The 15,203-nt window shown below is 72.2% G+C and carries 9 protein-coding genes; 3 read left to right on the top strand and 6 right to left on the bottom strand.

What is annotated here, in order from left to right; translation table 11 throughout:
• The first annotated feature begins 40 nt into the window (after positions 1–40).
• On the top strand, positions 41–2,422 hold the full coding sequence (locus C9F11_RS33355) for a Tex family protein (protein WP_138962754.1): 2,382 nt from the start codon (positions 41–43) through the stop codon (positions 2,420–2,422).
• Positions 2,423–2,541: 119 nt separating this feature from the next.
• On the opposite strand, the gene C9F11_RS33350 is transcribed toward C9F11_RS33355, so the two are convergent.
• Together C9F11_RS33350 and C9F11_RS33345 are read right to left on the bottom strand one after the other, a co-directional pair.
• Positions 2,542–4,185: an ABC-F family ATP-binding cassette domain-containing protein gene (locus tag C9F11_RS33350; protein WP_138962753.1), complete on the bottom strand. Its 1,644-nt coding sequence runs from the start codon at positions 4,183–4,185 to the stop codon at positions 2,542–2,544.
• A 124-nt stretch (positions 4,186–4,309) separates the two neighbouring features.
• Positions 4,310–5,326: an oxidoreductase gene (locus C9F11_RS33345; RefSeq protein WP_138962752.1), complete on the bottom strand. Its 1,017-nt coding sequence runs from the start codon at positions 5,324–5,326 to the stop codon at positions 4,310–4,312.
• 66 nt (positions 5,327–5,392) lie between these two features.
• On the opposite strand from C9F11_RS33345, the gene C9F11_RS33340 reads away from it, so the two are divergent.
• Positions 5,393–6,376, top strand: coding sequence for an FAD-dependent oxidoreductase (locus tag C9F11_RS33340; RefSeq protein ID WP_138962751.1), 984 nt, complete (start codon positions 5,393–5,395; stop codon positions 6,374–6,376).
• A 277-nt stretch (positions 6,377–6,653) separates the two neighbouring features.
• Here the strand turns inward: C9F11_RS33340 and C9F11_RS33335 are convergent, their stop codons facing one another.
• From C9F11_RS33335 to C9F11_RS33325, 3 genes are all read right to left on the bottom strand, one after another.
• Positions 6,654–8,345 (bottom strand): BCCT family transporter, encoded by a 1,692-nt coding sequence (locus C9F11_RS33335; RefSeq protein WP_249402254.1) that lies wholly within the window; start codon positions 8,343–8,345, stop codon positions 6,654–6,656.
• 140 nt (positions 8,346–8,485) lie between these two features.
• Positions 8,486–9,769: a M14 family metallocarboxypeptidase gene (locus C9F11_RS33330; RefSeq protein ID WP_138962749.1), complete on the bottom strand. Its 1,284-nt coding sequence runs from the start codon at positions 9,767–9,769 to the stop codon at positions 8,486–8,488.
• Positions 9,766–11,787 (bottom strand): Xaa-Pro dipeptidyl-peptidase, encoded by a 2,022-nt coding sequence (locus tag C9F11_RS33325; protein WP_138962748.1) that lies wholly within the window; start codon positions 11,785–11,787, stop codon positions 9,766–9,768. The genes C9F11_RS33330 and C9F11_RS33325 overlap by 4 nt, the downstream gene beginning before the upstream one ends.
• Before the next feature lie 269 nt (positions 11,788–12,056).
• On the opposite strand from C9F11_RS33325, the gene C9F11_RS33320 reads away from it, so the two are divergent.
• Entirely contained in the window at positions 12,057–13,559 is a 1,503-nt protein-coding gene (locus C9F11_RS33320; protein ID WP_138962747.1) for a M1 family metallopeptidase, read from the top strand.
• Positions 13,560–13,625: 66 nt separating this feature from the next.
• Here the strand turns inward: C9F11_RS33320 and C9F11_RS33315 are convergent, their stop codons facing one another.
• On the bottom strand, positions 13,626–15,095 hold the full coding sequence (locus tag C9F11_RS33315; protein ID WP_138962746.1) for an amino acid permease: 1,470 nt from the start codon (positions 15,093–15,095) through the stop codon (positions 13,626–13,628).
• Positions 15,096–15,203: the final 108 nt, after the last annotated feature.

Raw genomic sequence — 15,203 nt, 5'->3', positions numbered from 1 at the left:
CAATTGCCGGGCAACCTCAGTGAGAAGGCGGTACCGGAACGTGGCACCTTTGCAGACGTCCACTCCAGCGTCCATCGAAAGCAGGATCGCCGAGGAACTCGGCGTGCGGGAGCGGCAGGTCAAGGCCGCCGTCGACCTGCTCGACGGCGGGTCGACGGTGCCCTTCATCGCGCGCTACCGCAAGGAGGCGACCGAGTCGCTCGACGACGCGCAGCTGCGCACGCTCGAGGAGCGCCTGCGCTATCTGCGCGAGCTGGAGGAGCGGCGCGCCGCCATCCTCGAATCGGTGCGCGAGCAGGGCAAGCTCACCGACGACCTGGAGGCGCGCATCCGCGAGGCCGACACCAAGGCCCGTCTCGAGGACATCTATCTGCCGTACAAGCCCAAGCGGCGTACCAAGGCGCAGATCGCCCGCGAGGCGGGTCTGGAGCCGCTGGCCGAGGGCCTGCTCGGGGACCCGGGCGTGGAGCCGCTCGCGGCCGCCGCCGCGTTCGTCGACGCCGACAAGGGCGTCGCGGACGCGCAGGCCGCGCTCGACGGCGCCCGGGCCATCCTCACGGAGCGGTTCTCCGAGGACGCCGACCTGATCGGCGAGCTGCGCGAGCGCATGTGGGTGCGCGGGCGGCTCGCCGCCAAGGTGCGGGCGGGCAAGGAGGAGGCGGGCGCGAAGTTCGCCGACTACTTCGACTTCGCCGAGCCGTTCACGGAGCTGCCCTCGCACCGGATCCTCGCCCTGCTGCGCGGCGAGAAGGAAGACGTCCTGGACCTCGTCCTGGAGCCGGAGGAGGCCACGGAAGGCCCGAGCTCGTTCGAGGGGACGGTGGCGCAGCGCTTCGGCATCGCCGACCGGGGCCGCCCCGGCGACAAGTGGCTGACGGACACGGTCCGCTGGGCCTGGCGCACCCGCATCCTGGTGCACCTGGGCATCGACCTGCGGCTGCGCCTGCGCACCGCGGCCGAGGACGAGGCCGTGCGCGTCTTCGCGTCGAACCTGCGCGACCTGCTGCTCGCCGCCCCCGCGGGCACGCGTGCGACGCTCGGCCTCGACCCGGGTTTCCGTACGGGTGTGAAGGTCGCCGTCGTGGACGCGACCGGCAAGGTCGTGGCGACCGACACCATCTACCCGCACGTCCCTGCGAACAAGTGGGACGAGTCCCTCGCCAAGCTCGCGCGGCTCGCCGAGGAGCACGCGGTCGACCTGATCGCGATCGGCAACGGCACCGCGTCGCGCGAGACCGACAAGCTCGCGGCCGACCTGATCGGCAGGCACCCCGAGCTGAAGCTCACCAAGGTGATGGTCTCCGAGGCGGGCGCCTCGGTGTACTCGGCCTCCGCCTTCGCCTCCCAGGAGCTGCCCGACCTGGACGTGTCGCTGCGCGGCGCCGTCTCGATCGCGCGCCGCCTCCAGGACCCGCTCGCCGAGCTGGTGAAGATCGACCCGAAGTCCATCGGCGTCGGCCAGTACCAGCACGACCTGTCCGAGGTGAAGCTCTCCCGCTCCCTCGACGCGGTCGTCGAGGACTGTGTGAACGGCGTGGGCGTGGACGTGAACACGGCCTCCGCCCCGCTGCTCGCCCGCGTCTCCGGCATCGGCTCCGGCCTCGCCGAGAACATCGTGGCGCACCGTGACGCGAACGGCCCCTTCCGCAACCGCAAGGCCCTCAAGGACGTCGCGCGCCTCGGCCCGAAGGCGTACGAGCAGTGCGCGGGCTTCCTTCGCATCCGCGGCGGCGACGACCCGCTGGACGCCTCCAGCGTGCACCCCGAGGCGTACCCCGTGGTGCGGCGGATGGTGCGGGAGGCGGGCGTCGACGTGCCGTCCCTCATCGGCAGCACGGCGACGCTGCGCGCCCTGAAGCCCGCCGCCTTCGTGGACGACGTCTTCGGGCTGCCGACCGTCACGGACATCCTCAGGGAACTGGAGAAGCCCGGTCGCGACCCACGGCCGGCCTTCAAGACGGCCACGTTCAAGGAGGGCGTCGAGAAGATCGGCGACCTGACGTCGGGGATGGTGCTGGAGGGCGTGGTCACGAACGTCGCGGCGTTCGGCGCGTTCGTCGACGTCGGTGTCCACCAGGACGGCATGGTGCACGTCTCCGCGATGTCCAAGACCTTCGTCAAGGACCCGCGGGACGTGGTGAAGCCGGGCGACATCGTGAAGGTGAAGGTCCTGGACGTCGACGTGCCGCGCAAGCGGATCTCGCTGACGCTGCGTCTGGACGACGATGCCTCGGGCGGCAGCGGGCAGCGGGAGGGCGGTGGGCGGCCGCCGCAGCCTCGGCAGGGCCGGGGCGGGGGCCAGCAGAACCGGGGCGGCCGTGCCGCCAAGGGCGGAGGGCAGCGGAAGGCTGCGCCGCCTGCCAACGACGCGATGGCGGAGGCTCTGCGCCGCGCCGGGTTGGTCGACCCCAAGCGACGCTGAGTGCGCCGCGCGATGTGCCACGCCGTGCCGTCAAGCGTCTGCGGGCTCGTCGTGGCTGGTCGCGCAGTTCCCCGCGCCCCTGAGGGGGTGCCCCAGTACGGGGCGCCCCCTTGGGGAGGTCAGGGGGACCGTTCGGTCACCTTGCCGTCCGCCACCTCCAGGCGGCGGGTGACGTGGACGGCGTCGAGCATGCGGCGGTCGTGCGTGACGAGCAGCAGCGTGCCCGTGTAGGAGTCGAGGGCGGACTCCAGCTGTTCGATGGCCGGCAGGTCGAGGTGGTTCGTCGGCTCGTCGAGGACCAGCAGGTTCACGCCGCGGCCCTGGAGCAGCGCGAGCGCGGCGCGGGTGCGCTCGCCCGGGGAGAGCGTCGCCGCGGAGCGCAGCACGTGCTCGGCCTTCAGGCCGAACTTGGCGAGGAGCGTGCGGATCTCGGCCGGTTCGGTGTCGGGTACGGCCGCACGGAAGGCGTCGAGCAACGTCTCCTCGCCGTGGAAGAGGGCCCGCGCCTGGTCGACCTCGCCCACCACGACGCCCGAGCCGAGCGCGGCGTGCCCCTCGTCCACGGGGGTGCGGCCGAGCAGGGCCTGCAGCAGCGTCGTCTTGCCCGAGCCGTTCGCGCCGGTGATGGCGACGCGGTCGGCCCAGTCGAGCTGGAGGTGCACCGGGCCGAGCGTGAACGGGCCGCGGCGCACCACCGCGTCGCGCAGCGTGGCGACCACGGCGCCCGAGCGCGGGGCCGCGGCGATCTCCATGCGCAGCTCCCACTCCTTGCGCGGCTCCTCGACGACGTCGAGCCGCTCCAGCATCCGCTGCGTCTGGCGGGCCTTCGCGGCCTGCTTCTCACTGGCCTCGCTGCGGAACTTGCGGCCCAGCTTGTCGCTGTCGGTGGCCTTGCGGCGGGCGTTCTTCACGCCCTTGTCCATCCAGGTCCGCTGCATCTGGGCCCGGTCCTGGAGGGCGGCCTTCTTGTCGGCGTACTCCTCGTAGTCCTCGCGGGCGTGGCGGCGGGCGACCTCGCGCTCCTCCAGATAGGCGTCGTAGCCGCCGCCGTAGAGGTTGATCTGCTGCTGCGCCAGGTCGAGTTCGAGGACCTTGGTGACGGTGCGGGACAGGAACTCGCGGTCGTGGCTGACGACCACGGTGCCCGCGCGCAGGCCGCGCACGAACTCCTCCAGGCGCTCCAGGCCCGCGAGGTCCAGGTCGTTGGTGGGCTCGTCGAGGAGGAAGACGTCGTAGCGGGAGAGCAGCAGCGAGGCCAGGCCCGCGCGGGCGGCCTGGCCGCCGGACAGCGACGTCATCTCCTGGTCGAGGTCCACGCCGAGGCCGAGGGACCGGGCGACGTCCTCGGCGCGCTCGTCCAGGTCGGCGCCGCCGAGGGCCAGCCAGCGCTCCAGGCTCGCCGCGTAGGCGTCGTCGGCGCCGGGCGTGCCCGCGACGAGCCCCTCGGTGGCCTCGTCCATGGCCTGCTGGGCGGAGGTGACGCCGGTGCGGCGGGAGAGGAACGCGCGGATCGTCTCGCCCGGGCGGCGGTCCGGCTCCTGCGGCAGGTGGCCGACGATCGCCGCGGGCGGCGACAGGCTGATCCGGCCGGACTCCGGGGCGTCGACGCCCGCGAGCAGGCGGAGCAGGGTCGACTTGCCGGCGCCGTTCGCGCCGACGAGGCCGATGACGTCGCCGGGGGCGACGACGAGGTCGAGTCCCTCGAAGAGGGAGCGGTCGCCGTGGCCGGCGGCGAGTTGCTTGGCGACGAGGGTTCCATTCATCAGGGGTCGAGCCTAACCGCTGCCCCGGGGTGCCCCAGGTGCCCGCCGTCGTGGGGCCGAGCCCCCGCCCGTTCCGCCCCTGGCCGGGCCCGCTGCCTCCCGGCGGGGACTGCGACGGGGGCGGTCAGCCCGTGGCGGCGGCCGCCACCAGGACCGCGTCGGAGCTGCGCGCCACCACGTACGGCGCCCCGCCCGGCAAGGCCACCCGGTGCTCCCCGGGCTCCAGGACCTCGTCGAACACCTCGTGCACCCGCGGGCGGCGCAGGCGGCCGAGGCGGTAGGCCGTGAGGCGCACCCGGCACGGGGACGTGACCTCCGTGACGACCGCCCCGTCCGTGACCGCGAGCCGCGCCAGGCGCCGCTGGGCCACGGGGCCCGGGTCCAGGGCGTACTCGATCTGCGCGACGAGCAGCGGCACGATCGGCGCGAGCCCGTCGACGTACGCGACGTCGACCCCGGCGCGCTCGAACGCCTCGCGCACGGAGCCCCGCACCCCCTCGGGCACGGCCTGCCCGAACGCCACGGCCCCGTACGTGCGCAGCTCCTCCGCCGGTACGCCCGCCGCGTCCGCGGTGATCTCCGCGCCGATGCCGATGGTGCGCAGGGCCGCCGCGAGCTTCGCGAGCAGCGCGACGCGCGCCCCGACGAGGAGCACGCGGCGCCGCACGGCGCCCGGGTCGTCGCCGGTGAGCAGGCGGCCGAGCTGCTCGCGGTACTCCCCGCCGTGGAAGCGGAACGGGCCTATGCCGCGGTAGCCGTTCAGCTCCAGGTCGGCGTGGTCGGAGGTCTGCCAGGCGAAGTCCCGCCACACGTAGTCGTCGTCGGCGCGCTCGATGACGGCCGTGACCGCGCCGCACTCCAGGCCCTCGCACTCGGGACAGCCGTAGATGACGTACCGGCCGTCGAGCAGCGGCGGGTCCGCCTCCAGGAGGAGCCTGCGCACATGCGTGGTGAAGATCGCCGGGGGGATGTCGGACGCGAGCGGGGAGACGGCGTCGAGGTCGGCGAGCTGGAACAGCAGCGGGCGGCCGTTCACCACGAAGTCGACGAAGTCGCGGTGCACTTGGTAGGCACCGCTCGCGAGAACTCCACCGGCGCGCATCGCCGGTGCCAGGCCGAAGGTCGCGTACTCGGCAAGCATGGTGTGAGTATCCCCACCCGTGGGGGCGTCTGCGCTCCCCTTGCGGGGTTCCGCTACGTTTCGGGGATGACGCATGGCGATGACACGGATGTGATCGTGGTGGGAGGCGGCGTCGCGGGGCTCACCACCGCGGTGGTGCTCGCGGAGCGCGGGCGCCGGGTGCGGGTGTGGACGCGCGAGCCCGCGGAGCGCACGACCTCGGCTGTTGCGGGCGGTCTGTGGTGGCCGTACCGCATCGAGCCGCAGGGCCTGGTCGGCGACTGGTCGCTCGTATCCCTGGAGCGCTACCAGGAGTTGGCGACGGACCCGGAGCGCACGGGCGTACGCGTGGTCGAGGGCGTACACGCCGAGACGGGCCTGGACACGCTCGGCCCGTGGGCGAAGCGGGTACCGGGGCTGCGGGCGGCGACGGCCGAGGAGTACGCGGGCGTCGGCCTGTGGGCGCGGCTTCCGCTGATCGACATGCCGGCGCATCTGGCGTGGCTGCGGGAACGCCTGCGCGCGACGGGCGGGTCCGTGGAGGTCAGGGCGGCCGCGTCGCTGGCCGAGCCGCTGGCCGAGGCGCGGCACGTCGTCAACTGCTCGGGCCTGGGCGCCCGGAGCCTGGTGCCGGACGCCTCGGTGCGCCCGGTGCGCGGGCAGCTGGTCCTGGTGGAGAACCCGGGGATCCGGACGTGGTTCACGGCCGCGGACAGCGCGTCGCACGAGACGACGTACTTCCTGCCGCAGCCCCGCGGCCTCGTGCTCGGCGGGACCGCCGAGGACGGCTCGTGGTCCCTGGAGCCGGATCCGGCGGTGGCACAGGCCATCGTGGCGCGCTGTGCCCGGGTGCGCCCGGAGATCGGCGGGGCACGGATCATCGGGCACCGGGTGGGGCTGCGGCCCGCGCGGCCCTCCGTGCGCCTGGAGCGCGAGCACACGCACGACGGGCGGGTCCTCGTGCACAACTACGGGCACGGCGGGGCGGGTGTCACGGTGGCGTGGGGCTGCGCGCGGGCGGCGGCGGAACTCCTGACGGAGCAGACGGAACAGGCGGCGCGGGCGGAGTAGGCCGAGCAGGCAGCGCCCCGAAGGGGCGCGGGGAACTGCGCGACCAGCCACGACGGCCCCGCAGGGGATCGACGGCCCATCGCGGCAATTCCAGCGAGGCGCTGAGAGGCGCCGCGAGCTGAGAGGCGCCACAGGCCGAGCAGGGCGGGGCCGCGGTGGGCCGGCCGGGGCCTTCGCCTCGGCCGGGCCCGCCCTCAGGTGAGCCCGGCCCGGAGGGTCCGGAGGTCAGGGTCTCCGGGGCGGGTCACGCCAGCGCGGGCCCAGGGTGGCGGTCGCTTCAGTGGGCGGGGTCGGGCCGGGGCGACGGGGTGTCGCCGCCGGTCTCGGCGTCCGTGCTGTCGCTCGGGCCGATCTGGAGCTCGAAGTCCCCGTCGTACTGCTCGTGACCGGCGAGGACGGCCCGCTCCACGGCGTCCGTGCCGTGTTCGCCGCGCACGATCAGCGGGTCGTGGCGCAGGTCCTTCATCAGCGCCACGCACATGCCGATCATCACCAGGACGAAGGGCGCGGCCACCAGGATCGTCAGGTTCTGCAGCCCGGTGAGCGCGTTGTCCTTGCCGTCGCCGATGAGCAGCATGATGGCGGCGACGGCTCCCGTGACCACGCCCCAGAAGATGACGACCAGGCGGCCGGGTTCGAGGGAGCCCTTCTGGGAGAGCGTGCCCATGACGATGGACGCGGCGTCCGCCCCGGACACGAAGAAGATGCCGACGAGGATCATCACGAGCAGGCTGGTGGCGGTGGCGATCGGGTACTCGTGCAGCAGCCCGAACAGCTGCGCCTCGGGCGTGGTGTCGCCCTCCAGGCCGCCGCGCTCCTTGACGGTCATCGCGCTGCCGCCGAAGACGGCGAACCACAGCAGGCTGACCGTGCTCGGCACGAGGATCACGCCGCCCACGAACTGCCGGATCGTACGGCCCCGGCTGATGCGGGCGATGAACATGCCGACGAAGGGCGTCCAGGAGATCCACCAGGCCCAGTAGAAGACCGTCCAGCTGCCCAGCCAGTCGGAGACGCCCTTGCCGCTGGAGGCCTCGGTGCGCCCGACGAGCTGCGGCAGGTCGCCCAGGTAGGCGCCGATGGAGGTGGGCAGCAGGTCCAGGATGATGACGGTGGGGCCCGCGACGAACACGAAGACGACCAGGAGCAGCGCGAGCACCATGTTGATGTTCGAGAGCCACTGGATGCCCTTCTCGACGCCGGAGACCGCGGAGGCCACGAACGCGACGGTCAGGACGGCGATGATGGCGACGAGCAGACCGGTGCTCGCGTTGTCCATCCAGTCCAGCTCTTCGAAGCCGCTGCCGATCTGCAGCGCGCCGAGGCCGAGGGAGGCGGCGGAGCCGAAGAGGGTGGCGAAGATGGCGAGGATGTCGATGACGCGGCCCCACGCGCCGTGGGCGTGCTTCTCGCCGATGAGCGGGACGAAGACGGAGCTGATGGTCTGGCGCCTGCCGCGCCGGAACGTGCTGTACGCGATGGCGAGGCCGACGACGGCGTAGATCGCCCAGGGGTGCAGCGTCCAGTGGAAGAGCGTCGTCGCCAGGGAGGTCTCCACGGCGGCGGCCGGGTCGTCGGGGTGGGTGCCGGGCGGCGGCTTGGTGAAGTGGGCCAGCGGCTCGCTCACTCCGTAGAACATCAGGCCGATGCCCATGCCCGCGCTGAACATCATCGCGACCCAGGACACGGTGCGGAACTCGGGCTCCTCGCCCTCCCGGCCCAGCGTGATCTTCCCGTAGCGGCTGATGGCGAGCCACAGGGCGAAGACCACGAAGCCGGACGCGGCCAGCATGAAGGCCCAGCCGCCGTTGTGGATCAGGCCCTCGAGCATGCTCGACGAGACGTCTTCGAGGGTGTCCGTGGCGGTGGCGCCCCACACCACGAAGGCGAGGGTGAGGACGGCGGTGACGCCGAACACCACCCGGTCGGTCTGGGGGGAGCGGCCGCCGGAGTGGCCCCCCACGGACAGTGGCGGGCCTCCTCCGGCGACCGGCTTCTGGGGTTCCTGCGTCACGTGTGCACCTTTCGCGGAGTGATCACGGCTGACGGTTCGTCGGGTGTTCTTCTCTCCGCTAACCCCCTACCACATGTGACGTTCCCGCAACGCGCTCAACAGTCGGTGTCGGGCTGTCCCGTGACGAGGTGATGGGCGGCCCGGGCGTCGAGCAGCAGCGGCACCAGGGCGCGGGCGGGCTGGCGCAGCGGGACCAGGGCGCCGCCCCGGCCGTCGCGGCGCGCGCTCACGCCGTGCAGGTCGAGTTCGTCCTTGACGTCGGCGTACTGCTCCGGGGTCAGGCGGTAGCCGCAGGCCGGGTCCTGGATGATCTCGGCGGGCTCGGCCGGGTCGTTGTCGGCGCCGCCGAGGTAGACGGGGCCGCGGTCGCGCAGGCCCTTGAGGCGGGACGCGGTGGTGGCGGCCTCCAGGCGCCACCTGTGCTGGTCGGCGTAGCGGAACAGGCCCTTCAGGGCGGAGAGTTGGGAGTGGACGCGGCGGCGGTTGTTGTGGGCCGGGTCGTTCTTCTCCTGTTCGGTGAGGGGGTCGACGCGGCTCTCGATGAGCAGGCCCGCGGCGTGTTTGATGCCGGAGACGTTGCGCAGGATGCGTTCCTGGCCGTCGCCCGCGACCTGTTTGACGGGGTCGCCGGTGACGGGGTCGGTCCAGATGCCGTAGGTGCCGGTGGTGTAGCCGTCGGCGGTGGCGGCGGGCCGGACGTAGGCGCGGGAGAGCTGCTCGGCCTCCCGGTGCACCGCGTCATCGGTGTTGAGGTTGCGCGGCCACAGGTCGAACAGGTCCTTGTCGTAGTACTTCGGCGTGGCGCCGTACTCGTGCAGGTCGTAGAGGGCGTCGGGGGCGCGGTCGCGGATGACGGCGGCGAGCGCGCGGGCCTCGGCGGTCTTGAGGGCGATGTGGTCGCGGTTGATGTCGACGCCGTCGGAGTTGCCGCGGGTGTTCGCGGCGCGGCCGTCCGGGTTGGCGGTGGGCACGACGAGCAGCGTGGTGCGGGACAGGAACCGCCGCGTCTCCTTGTCCTCGGCGTACGCGAGGTCGCGGACCGTGCTCAGACAGGCCTCGCGGCCCGACGGCTCGTCACCGTGCTGGCTGCACACGAGGAGCACGGTGGACGCGGTGCGGCGCTCGCCGACGCGGACGAGCTGGAGCGGCCTGCCCTGGTCGGTGGTGCCGATGCGGGAGACGGAGACCCGTGCGCTCGCCTTGTCGACGGCGGCGAGGAGCCGCTGCTCCTCCGGCTGGCTGGTCCAGCGGGCCCCGCCGCTCTGTTCGAAGCCGGTCTGCGGCGGGGTGGCGGCGGCCTGCGCGGGCGCCGTCACGAGCGGGGCGGTGAGCGCGGCGCAGGCACAGGCCAGGGCCAGTACGCGGATGCGGGACGTCATGAAGTACGGCCTCCCGGTCGGGGGTTCAGCGGACGCGCGGGGGCCACGCCGTCCAGGCGGGACTCGCGCGGAACGGTAGCGTGCGGGGCGGTCGCGAGGGCCTCGGCACCCCCGACGAGCGGCACCCGCGCGAATGTGCGGGCCAGGTCCACGGTGAGGGTCGGGGTGTCGGCGGGGGCGGTGATGAGGTTCCGGTCGGTGCCGCCGACGATCAGCGCGAGCCGGTGTCCCGCGGGCACGACGTGGTCGCTCGCGGCCAGGTCGAGGGTGAAGGTGACGGGCTCGCCCGGGGTGAGGGGGCGGCCGTGGTGGTCGTCCGCGTGGTTGCCGAGGTCGGCCCAGCCGCGGCTGAAGATCGTGTAGTCGACGGCCTTGGTGCGGGCCTCGGTGTCCTTGAAGCAGGCGCTGTCGCCGTCGGTGCTCGCGCCCCAGCAGCTGCGCGTGGGCAGGGTCGTGATGCCTTCGCCACTGGCCGCGTAGTCACGGATGGTGGCGGGCCCGACGTCGACGAGTACGGCGCTCAAGTGCGCGGTGGGGGCCGACGGCGTGACGGTGACGGTGACCTTCGAGGACCCCGACAGGCGCAGGTCGCGCGCCAGCGGCCGGGTGGTGAAGCCCGCCTTGGCGGGGGTGGGGGTGTCGATGGCGGAGGCCCAGTCGGTCTCGCCGAGGCGCCGGTCGTCGGTGAAGGTCTCGGTGCCCTTGCCGCGCCGGGTGCCGAGCGCGCCGACGCCCGGGGCGGTGCCCTTGGCGGGGCGGAGCGTCACGGTGTCGGTGGCGCGGGGCGGCCAGACGCGGTCGGTGGTCCACCGGTCGGGGGCGCGCTCGATGTCGGCCATGGGCTCGCGGTCGACGCCGTTGCGGTAGCCGAGGAGCTCGTGGTCGAACCAGCGGTGCAAGGTGCGCACCCATCCCCAAGTTCTCGGCTCCGCTCGAACAGGGGAGACCCCATTCGCGCGGCGGAAGTCGAAGGGGTCGACGTGCCCGGCCTGGCTGAGCCACAGCTTGCGCTGCACGCCCGCCTCGCCTAGCGCGTCCCACCACTGACCGAAGTGCTTCATGCGCACGTTCAGGTCCTGGAGGCCGTGCACGGCGAACACGCTGGCCCGCACCTTGTCGGCGTCCGGGACGTAGTCGCGCGCGGTCCACAGCGGGGTCCAGTCGCCGCTGCGCGGCGCGCCCTCGACGAGGCGCTCCTGCACGCGGCCGCAGCGGGCGCGGGCCTCGGGGCTCTCGATGCCGTTGGACAGGCCGTCGGGGCCGCTGTTGAACAGCGGGGCGCCCTTGGCGAAGTAGTAGTCGTACCAGGAGGAGATGGCGCCGATCGGCACGATGGTCTCCAGGCCCTCGACGCCGGTCGCGGCGACGCCGTTGGCGATGGTGCCGTCGTAGCTCTTGCCGATCATGCCGGTGCGGCCGTTGGTCCAGGTGGCCCGGGCGCGTTCGGCGCCGGTGCGCGAGGTGTAGGCGCGGGCGCGGCCGTTCAGCCAGTCGACGACGGCCTTGGCGGACTGGATGTCGGAGCGGCCGCCGATGTCGACACAGCCGTCGGAACGGTTCGTTCCGGTGAGGTCGACGGCGACGTAGGCGTAGCCGCGGGGCACGAAGTAGTTGTCGTAGTACAGCGGGAACTGCACCGGTCTGCCGTCGGCGTCGTAGGTCTTCTTCTGGCTCTCGTTGCCTCGGCCGCAGCAGGCGTAGTAGGGGCTCGCGTCCATGATCACGGGTATCTCGCGGCCGTGCTGGGCGGGTTCGCGGGGGCGGACTATGTCGACGGCCACGCGGTCGGACCTGCCGTCCTCGTCGCCGTCCACCCGGGTGTCGACCCACACGGACTCGCGTATCGCGTCCGCGTAGGAGTAGACGGGTCTGCTCTCCTTCGCCGTGCCCTGTGCCGTCGGGGTGCGCGGCGCGGTGTGCGCGGCGCCCGGGGCGAGGAGGGTGGCGAGCAGGGCGGCCAGTGCCGCCGTCAGAAGCGTTCTCCACATCGGCAGGCGCATGCGCGCGCGTATCGGCATGGCCGGAAGGTACACGCGTCAACTGCGGCCGGAAAGAGGGCCGCAGGGGGTGGTGAAAGGTGCGTGGGACGTCTTGGCACATGTCAGCCGAATGGCGATCGTGTGACATATGCGGCCATGGACATGACTGGGGGTCACGGGGCTCAATAGGGTCGATCGCATCGTGAGTTGTACGGCGCCGGACGGCGCGTCCCCGCTCGCCGCCTCGTGGCGCGGGGCCGCTTCGCCCGGCGCGATCCACCCGCACCGCCTATCACTTGGAGACTTACGTGCACCGCAGCAGACTCATCGCCCCGGGCGCGCTCGCCGCCTCGCTCCTCCTTGCGATCCCGGCGACGGCAGCCGACTTCACGCCCGGGGCGCCCGGCGCGGGCGACTCCTACTACCCCGACGCGGGCAACGGCGGCTACGACGTCTCGCACTACGACCTGCGGCTGAAGTACCAGCCGAAGACGGACCTGCTCGAGGGCACGGCGACCATCAACGCCACCACCACGCAGGACCTGTCGCGCTTCAACCTCGACTTCGGCCTCAAGGTGAGCGAGGTGCGCGTCAACGGCAAGAAGGCGGCGTTCGCGCGCTCGGGCGAGCAGGAGCTGGAGGTCACGCCGAAGTCCGGCCTGCCCAAGGGCAGCGCCGTGACGATCGTCGTGCGGTACGCGGGCAAGCCCTCCGAGGTGAAGATCCACGGCTTCACCGCCTGGCAGCGCACGCCCGACGGCGGGGTCGCGGCCCAGGAGCCGGAGTCGGCCGCCTGGTGGTTCCCCGCCAACGACCACCCGCGCGACAAGGCGACCTTCGACGTGTCGGTGTCCGTCCCCGACGGCACCCAGGCCATCTCCAACGGCGTGCTCCAGCGGCAGAGCTCGCGCCTGGGCTGGACCCGCTACGACTGGCGCTCCAACAAGCCGCAGGCGCCGTACCTCGCGACGCTCGCCGTCGGCAAGTTCGACATCACGACGGACAAGACCGAGAGCGGTCTGCCCGTCCTCAACGCCTACAGCAAGGACCTCGGCGACAACGCGGGGGCCTCGCGCGCCAGCATCGAGCGGACCACCGAGGTCGCGGAGTGGCTGGAGGAGGTCTTCGGCAAGTACCCGTTCAACGCGCTCGGCGGCTACGTGCCCAACGTGCCGACCAGCTTCGCCCTGGAGACCCAGACGCGGCCGTTCTACAGCCCGAAGGCCTTCGCGAACGGCTCCAACGTCTCCATCGTGGTGCACGAGCTGGCCCACCAGTGGTACGGCGACAGCGTCTCCGTGGAGAACTGGAAGGACATCTGGGTCAACGAGGGCTTCGCCCGCTACAGCCAGTGGCTGTGGTCGGAGAAGGAGGGCGAGGGCACCGCGCAGGAGCTCGCCGACTACACCTATGCCTCGCGTCCCGCCGAGGACCCGTTCTGGCAGGTCAAGCCGGGTGACCCGGGCCCGGACAACCAGTTCCACGGTGCCGTGTACGACCGTGGCGCGCTGGCCCTGCAGGCGCTGCGGAACAAGGTCGGCGACAAGACCTTCTTCAAGATCCTGAAGGGCTGGCCGACGGAGCGCCAGTACGGCAACGCGAGCGTGGGCGACTTCGTGGCGTACGCGGAGAAGATCAGCGACAAGCCGCTGTCGGCGCTCTTCGACACGTGGCTGTACAAGCCCGGCAAGCCCGCCGCCCCGGCGGCCAAGAAGGCGGGCCTCGTCCGCTCGGCGGCCAAGGACGCGCCGGCCAAGCCGAAGTCCTGGAAGAAGATCGCCGCGACGAACTCGCTGCACGACCACAGCTGACACACGGCGGCGGGCGGCGCCCCTGAGGGGTGCCGCCCGCCGCCGCTGTCGCTGTCGTGCAGGTGCCTACTCGGTGAGCTGGGCCGCCTCGCGGTCGGTCTCCCGCGCGGCCTTGCGCTTGATCCCGTACCAGCCCGCGACGAGCGCGGCGGCGACGACCGGGATCAGGAAGAGCGTCTTGCGCCCGACCTCCGCGTCCTTCCACATCAGGCAGAGCACGGCGAGCAGGAAGGCGATCGTGACGTACTCGGTGACGCCGCTGCCGGGCAGCCGGAAGTTCGGCCGCGTGATCAGGCCCTCCTTGGCGCGCTTCACGAACGCCAGGTGACAGACCATGATGCTGATCCAGGTGCCGATGATCCCGAGCGAGGCCACGTTCAGGACGATCTCGAACGCCTTGTCCGGCACCACGCTGTTCAGGCCGACGCCGAGGACACCGATGCTCGCGGTGAGCAGGATGCCGCCGTAGGGGACCTGGTTGCGGTTCATCTTCGCGGTGAACTTGGGGGCCGAGCCCGCCATCGCCATCGAGCGCAGGATGCGGCCGGTGGAGTACAGGCCGGAGTTCAGCGAGGACATGGCCGCGGTGAGGACGACGAAGTTCATCACGTCGCCCGCGCCGGAGACGCCGATCTTGGAGAGGACCGTGACGAAGGGGCTCTCGTCGGCCGAGTACACCGAGCCGGGCAGGAGCAGCGCGAGGAGCACGACCGAGCCGACGTAGAACAGGCCCACGCGCCACATGATCGAGTTCACGGCGCGCGGCACGACCTTGTGCGGGTCCTTGGTCTCGCCCGCCGCGACGCCGACCAGCTCCAGCGAGGCGTACGCGAAGACGACGCCCTGGAGGACGATCACGACCGGCATCAGGCCGTTCGGCAGGAAGCCGCCGTGATCGGTGATCATGTTCAGACCGGGCGTCTCACCGCCGACGTCGTGCTGTGTGGACACCAGGAAGATGCCGACGAACATGAAGGCCACGAGGGCGGCGACCTTGACGATCGCGAACCAGAACTCCATCTCGCCGAAGTACTTCACCGAGATCAGGTTCACCGAGAGCACCACCGCGAGGGCGACGAGCGCGAGCACCCACTGCGGGATGTCGGTGAAGAAGCTCCAGTAGTGCGTGTACAGCGCGATCGCGGTGATGTCCGCGATGCACGTCGTCGACCAGTTGAGGAAGTACATCCAGCCGGCGACGTAGGCGCCCTTCTCGCCGAGGAACTCACGCGCGTAGCTGACGAAGGAGCCGGACGAGGGCCGGTACAGGACCATCTCGCCCAGGGCCCGTACGACGAAGAACGCGATGACGCCGCACACGAGGTAGGCGAGGGCGAGCGCGGGGCCCGCCGAGTGGAGGCGGCCGCCCGCCCCGAGGAAGAGACCGGTGCCGATCGCGCCACCAATGGCGATCATGTTGACGTGGCGGGCCTTGAGGTCCTTGCTGTAACCGGCGTCGCCCGCGTCCGCGGGGGCCTGGGACTCAGCGGCGCGCGCTGCGTCCACGGCGGCCGTGTCTACGGCGTCGTTGCTCACGTGGAAGGTCCACTCTGTGGTGCCCGGAAAGAGCTCCCGGGGTCCGGATGTGCTCCGGCCCGTGGCACCCCTGACGCACCACGGACCGACCCGACACCTTCCCTTACG

Source organism: Streptomyces sp. YIM 121038 (assembly GCF_006088715.1).
Taxonomy (GTDB): domain Bacteria; phylum Actinomycetota; class Actinomycetes; order Streptomycetales; family Streptomycetaceae; genus Streptomyces.
The sequence above is the reverse complement of the archived record's forward strand: the minus strand, read 5'-3'. Positions and strand labels throughout refer to the sequence as shown.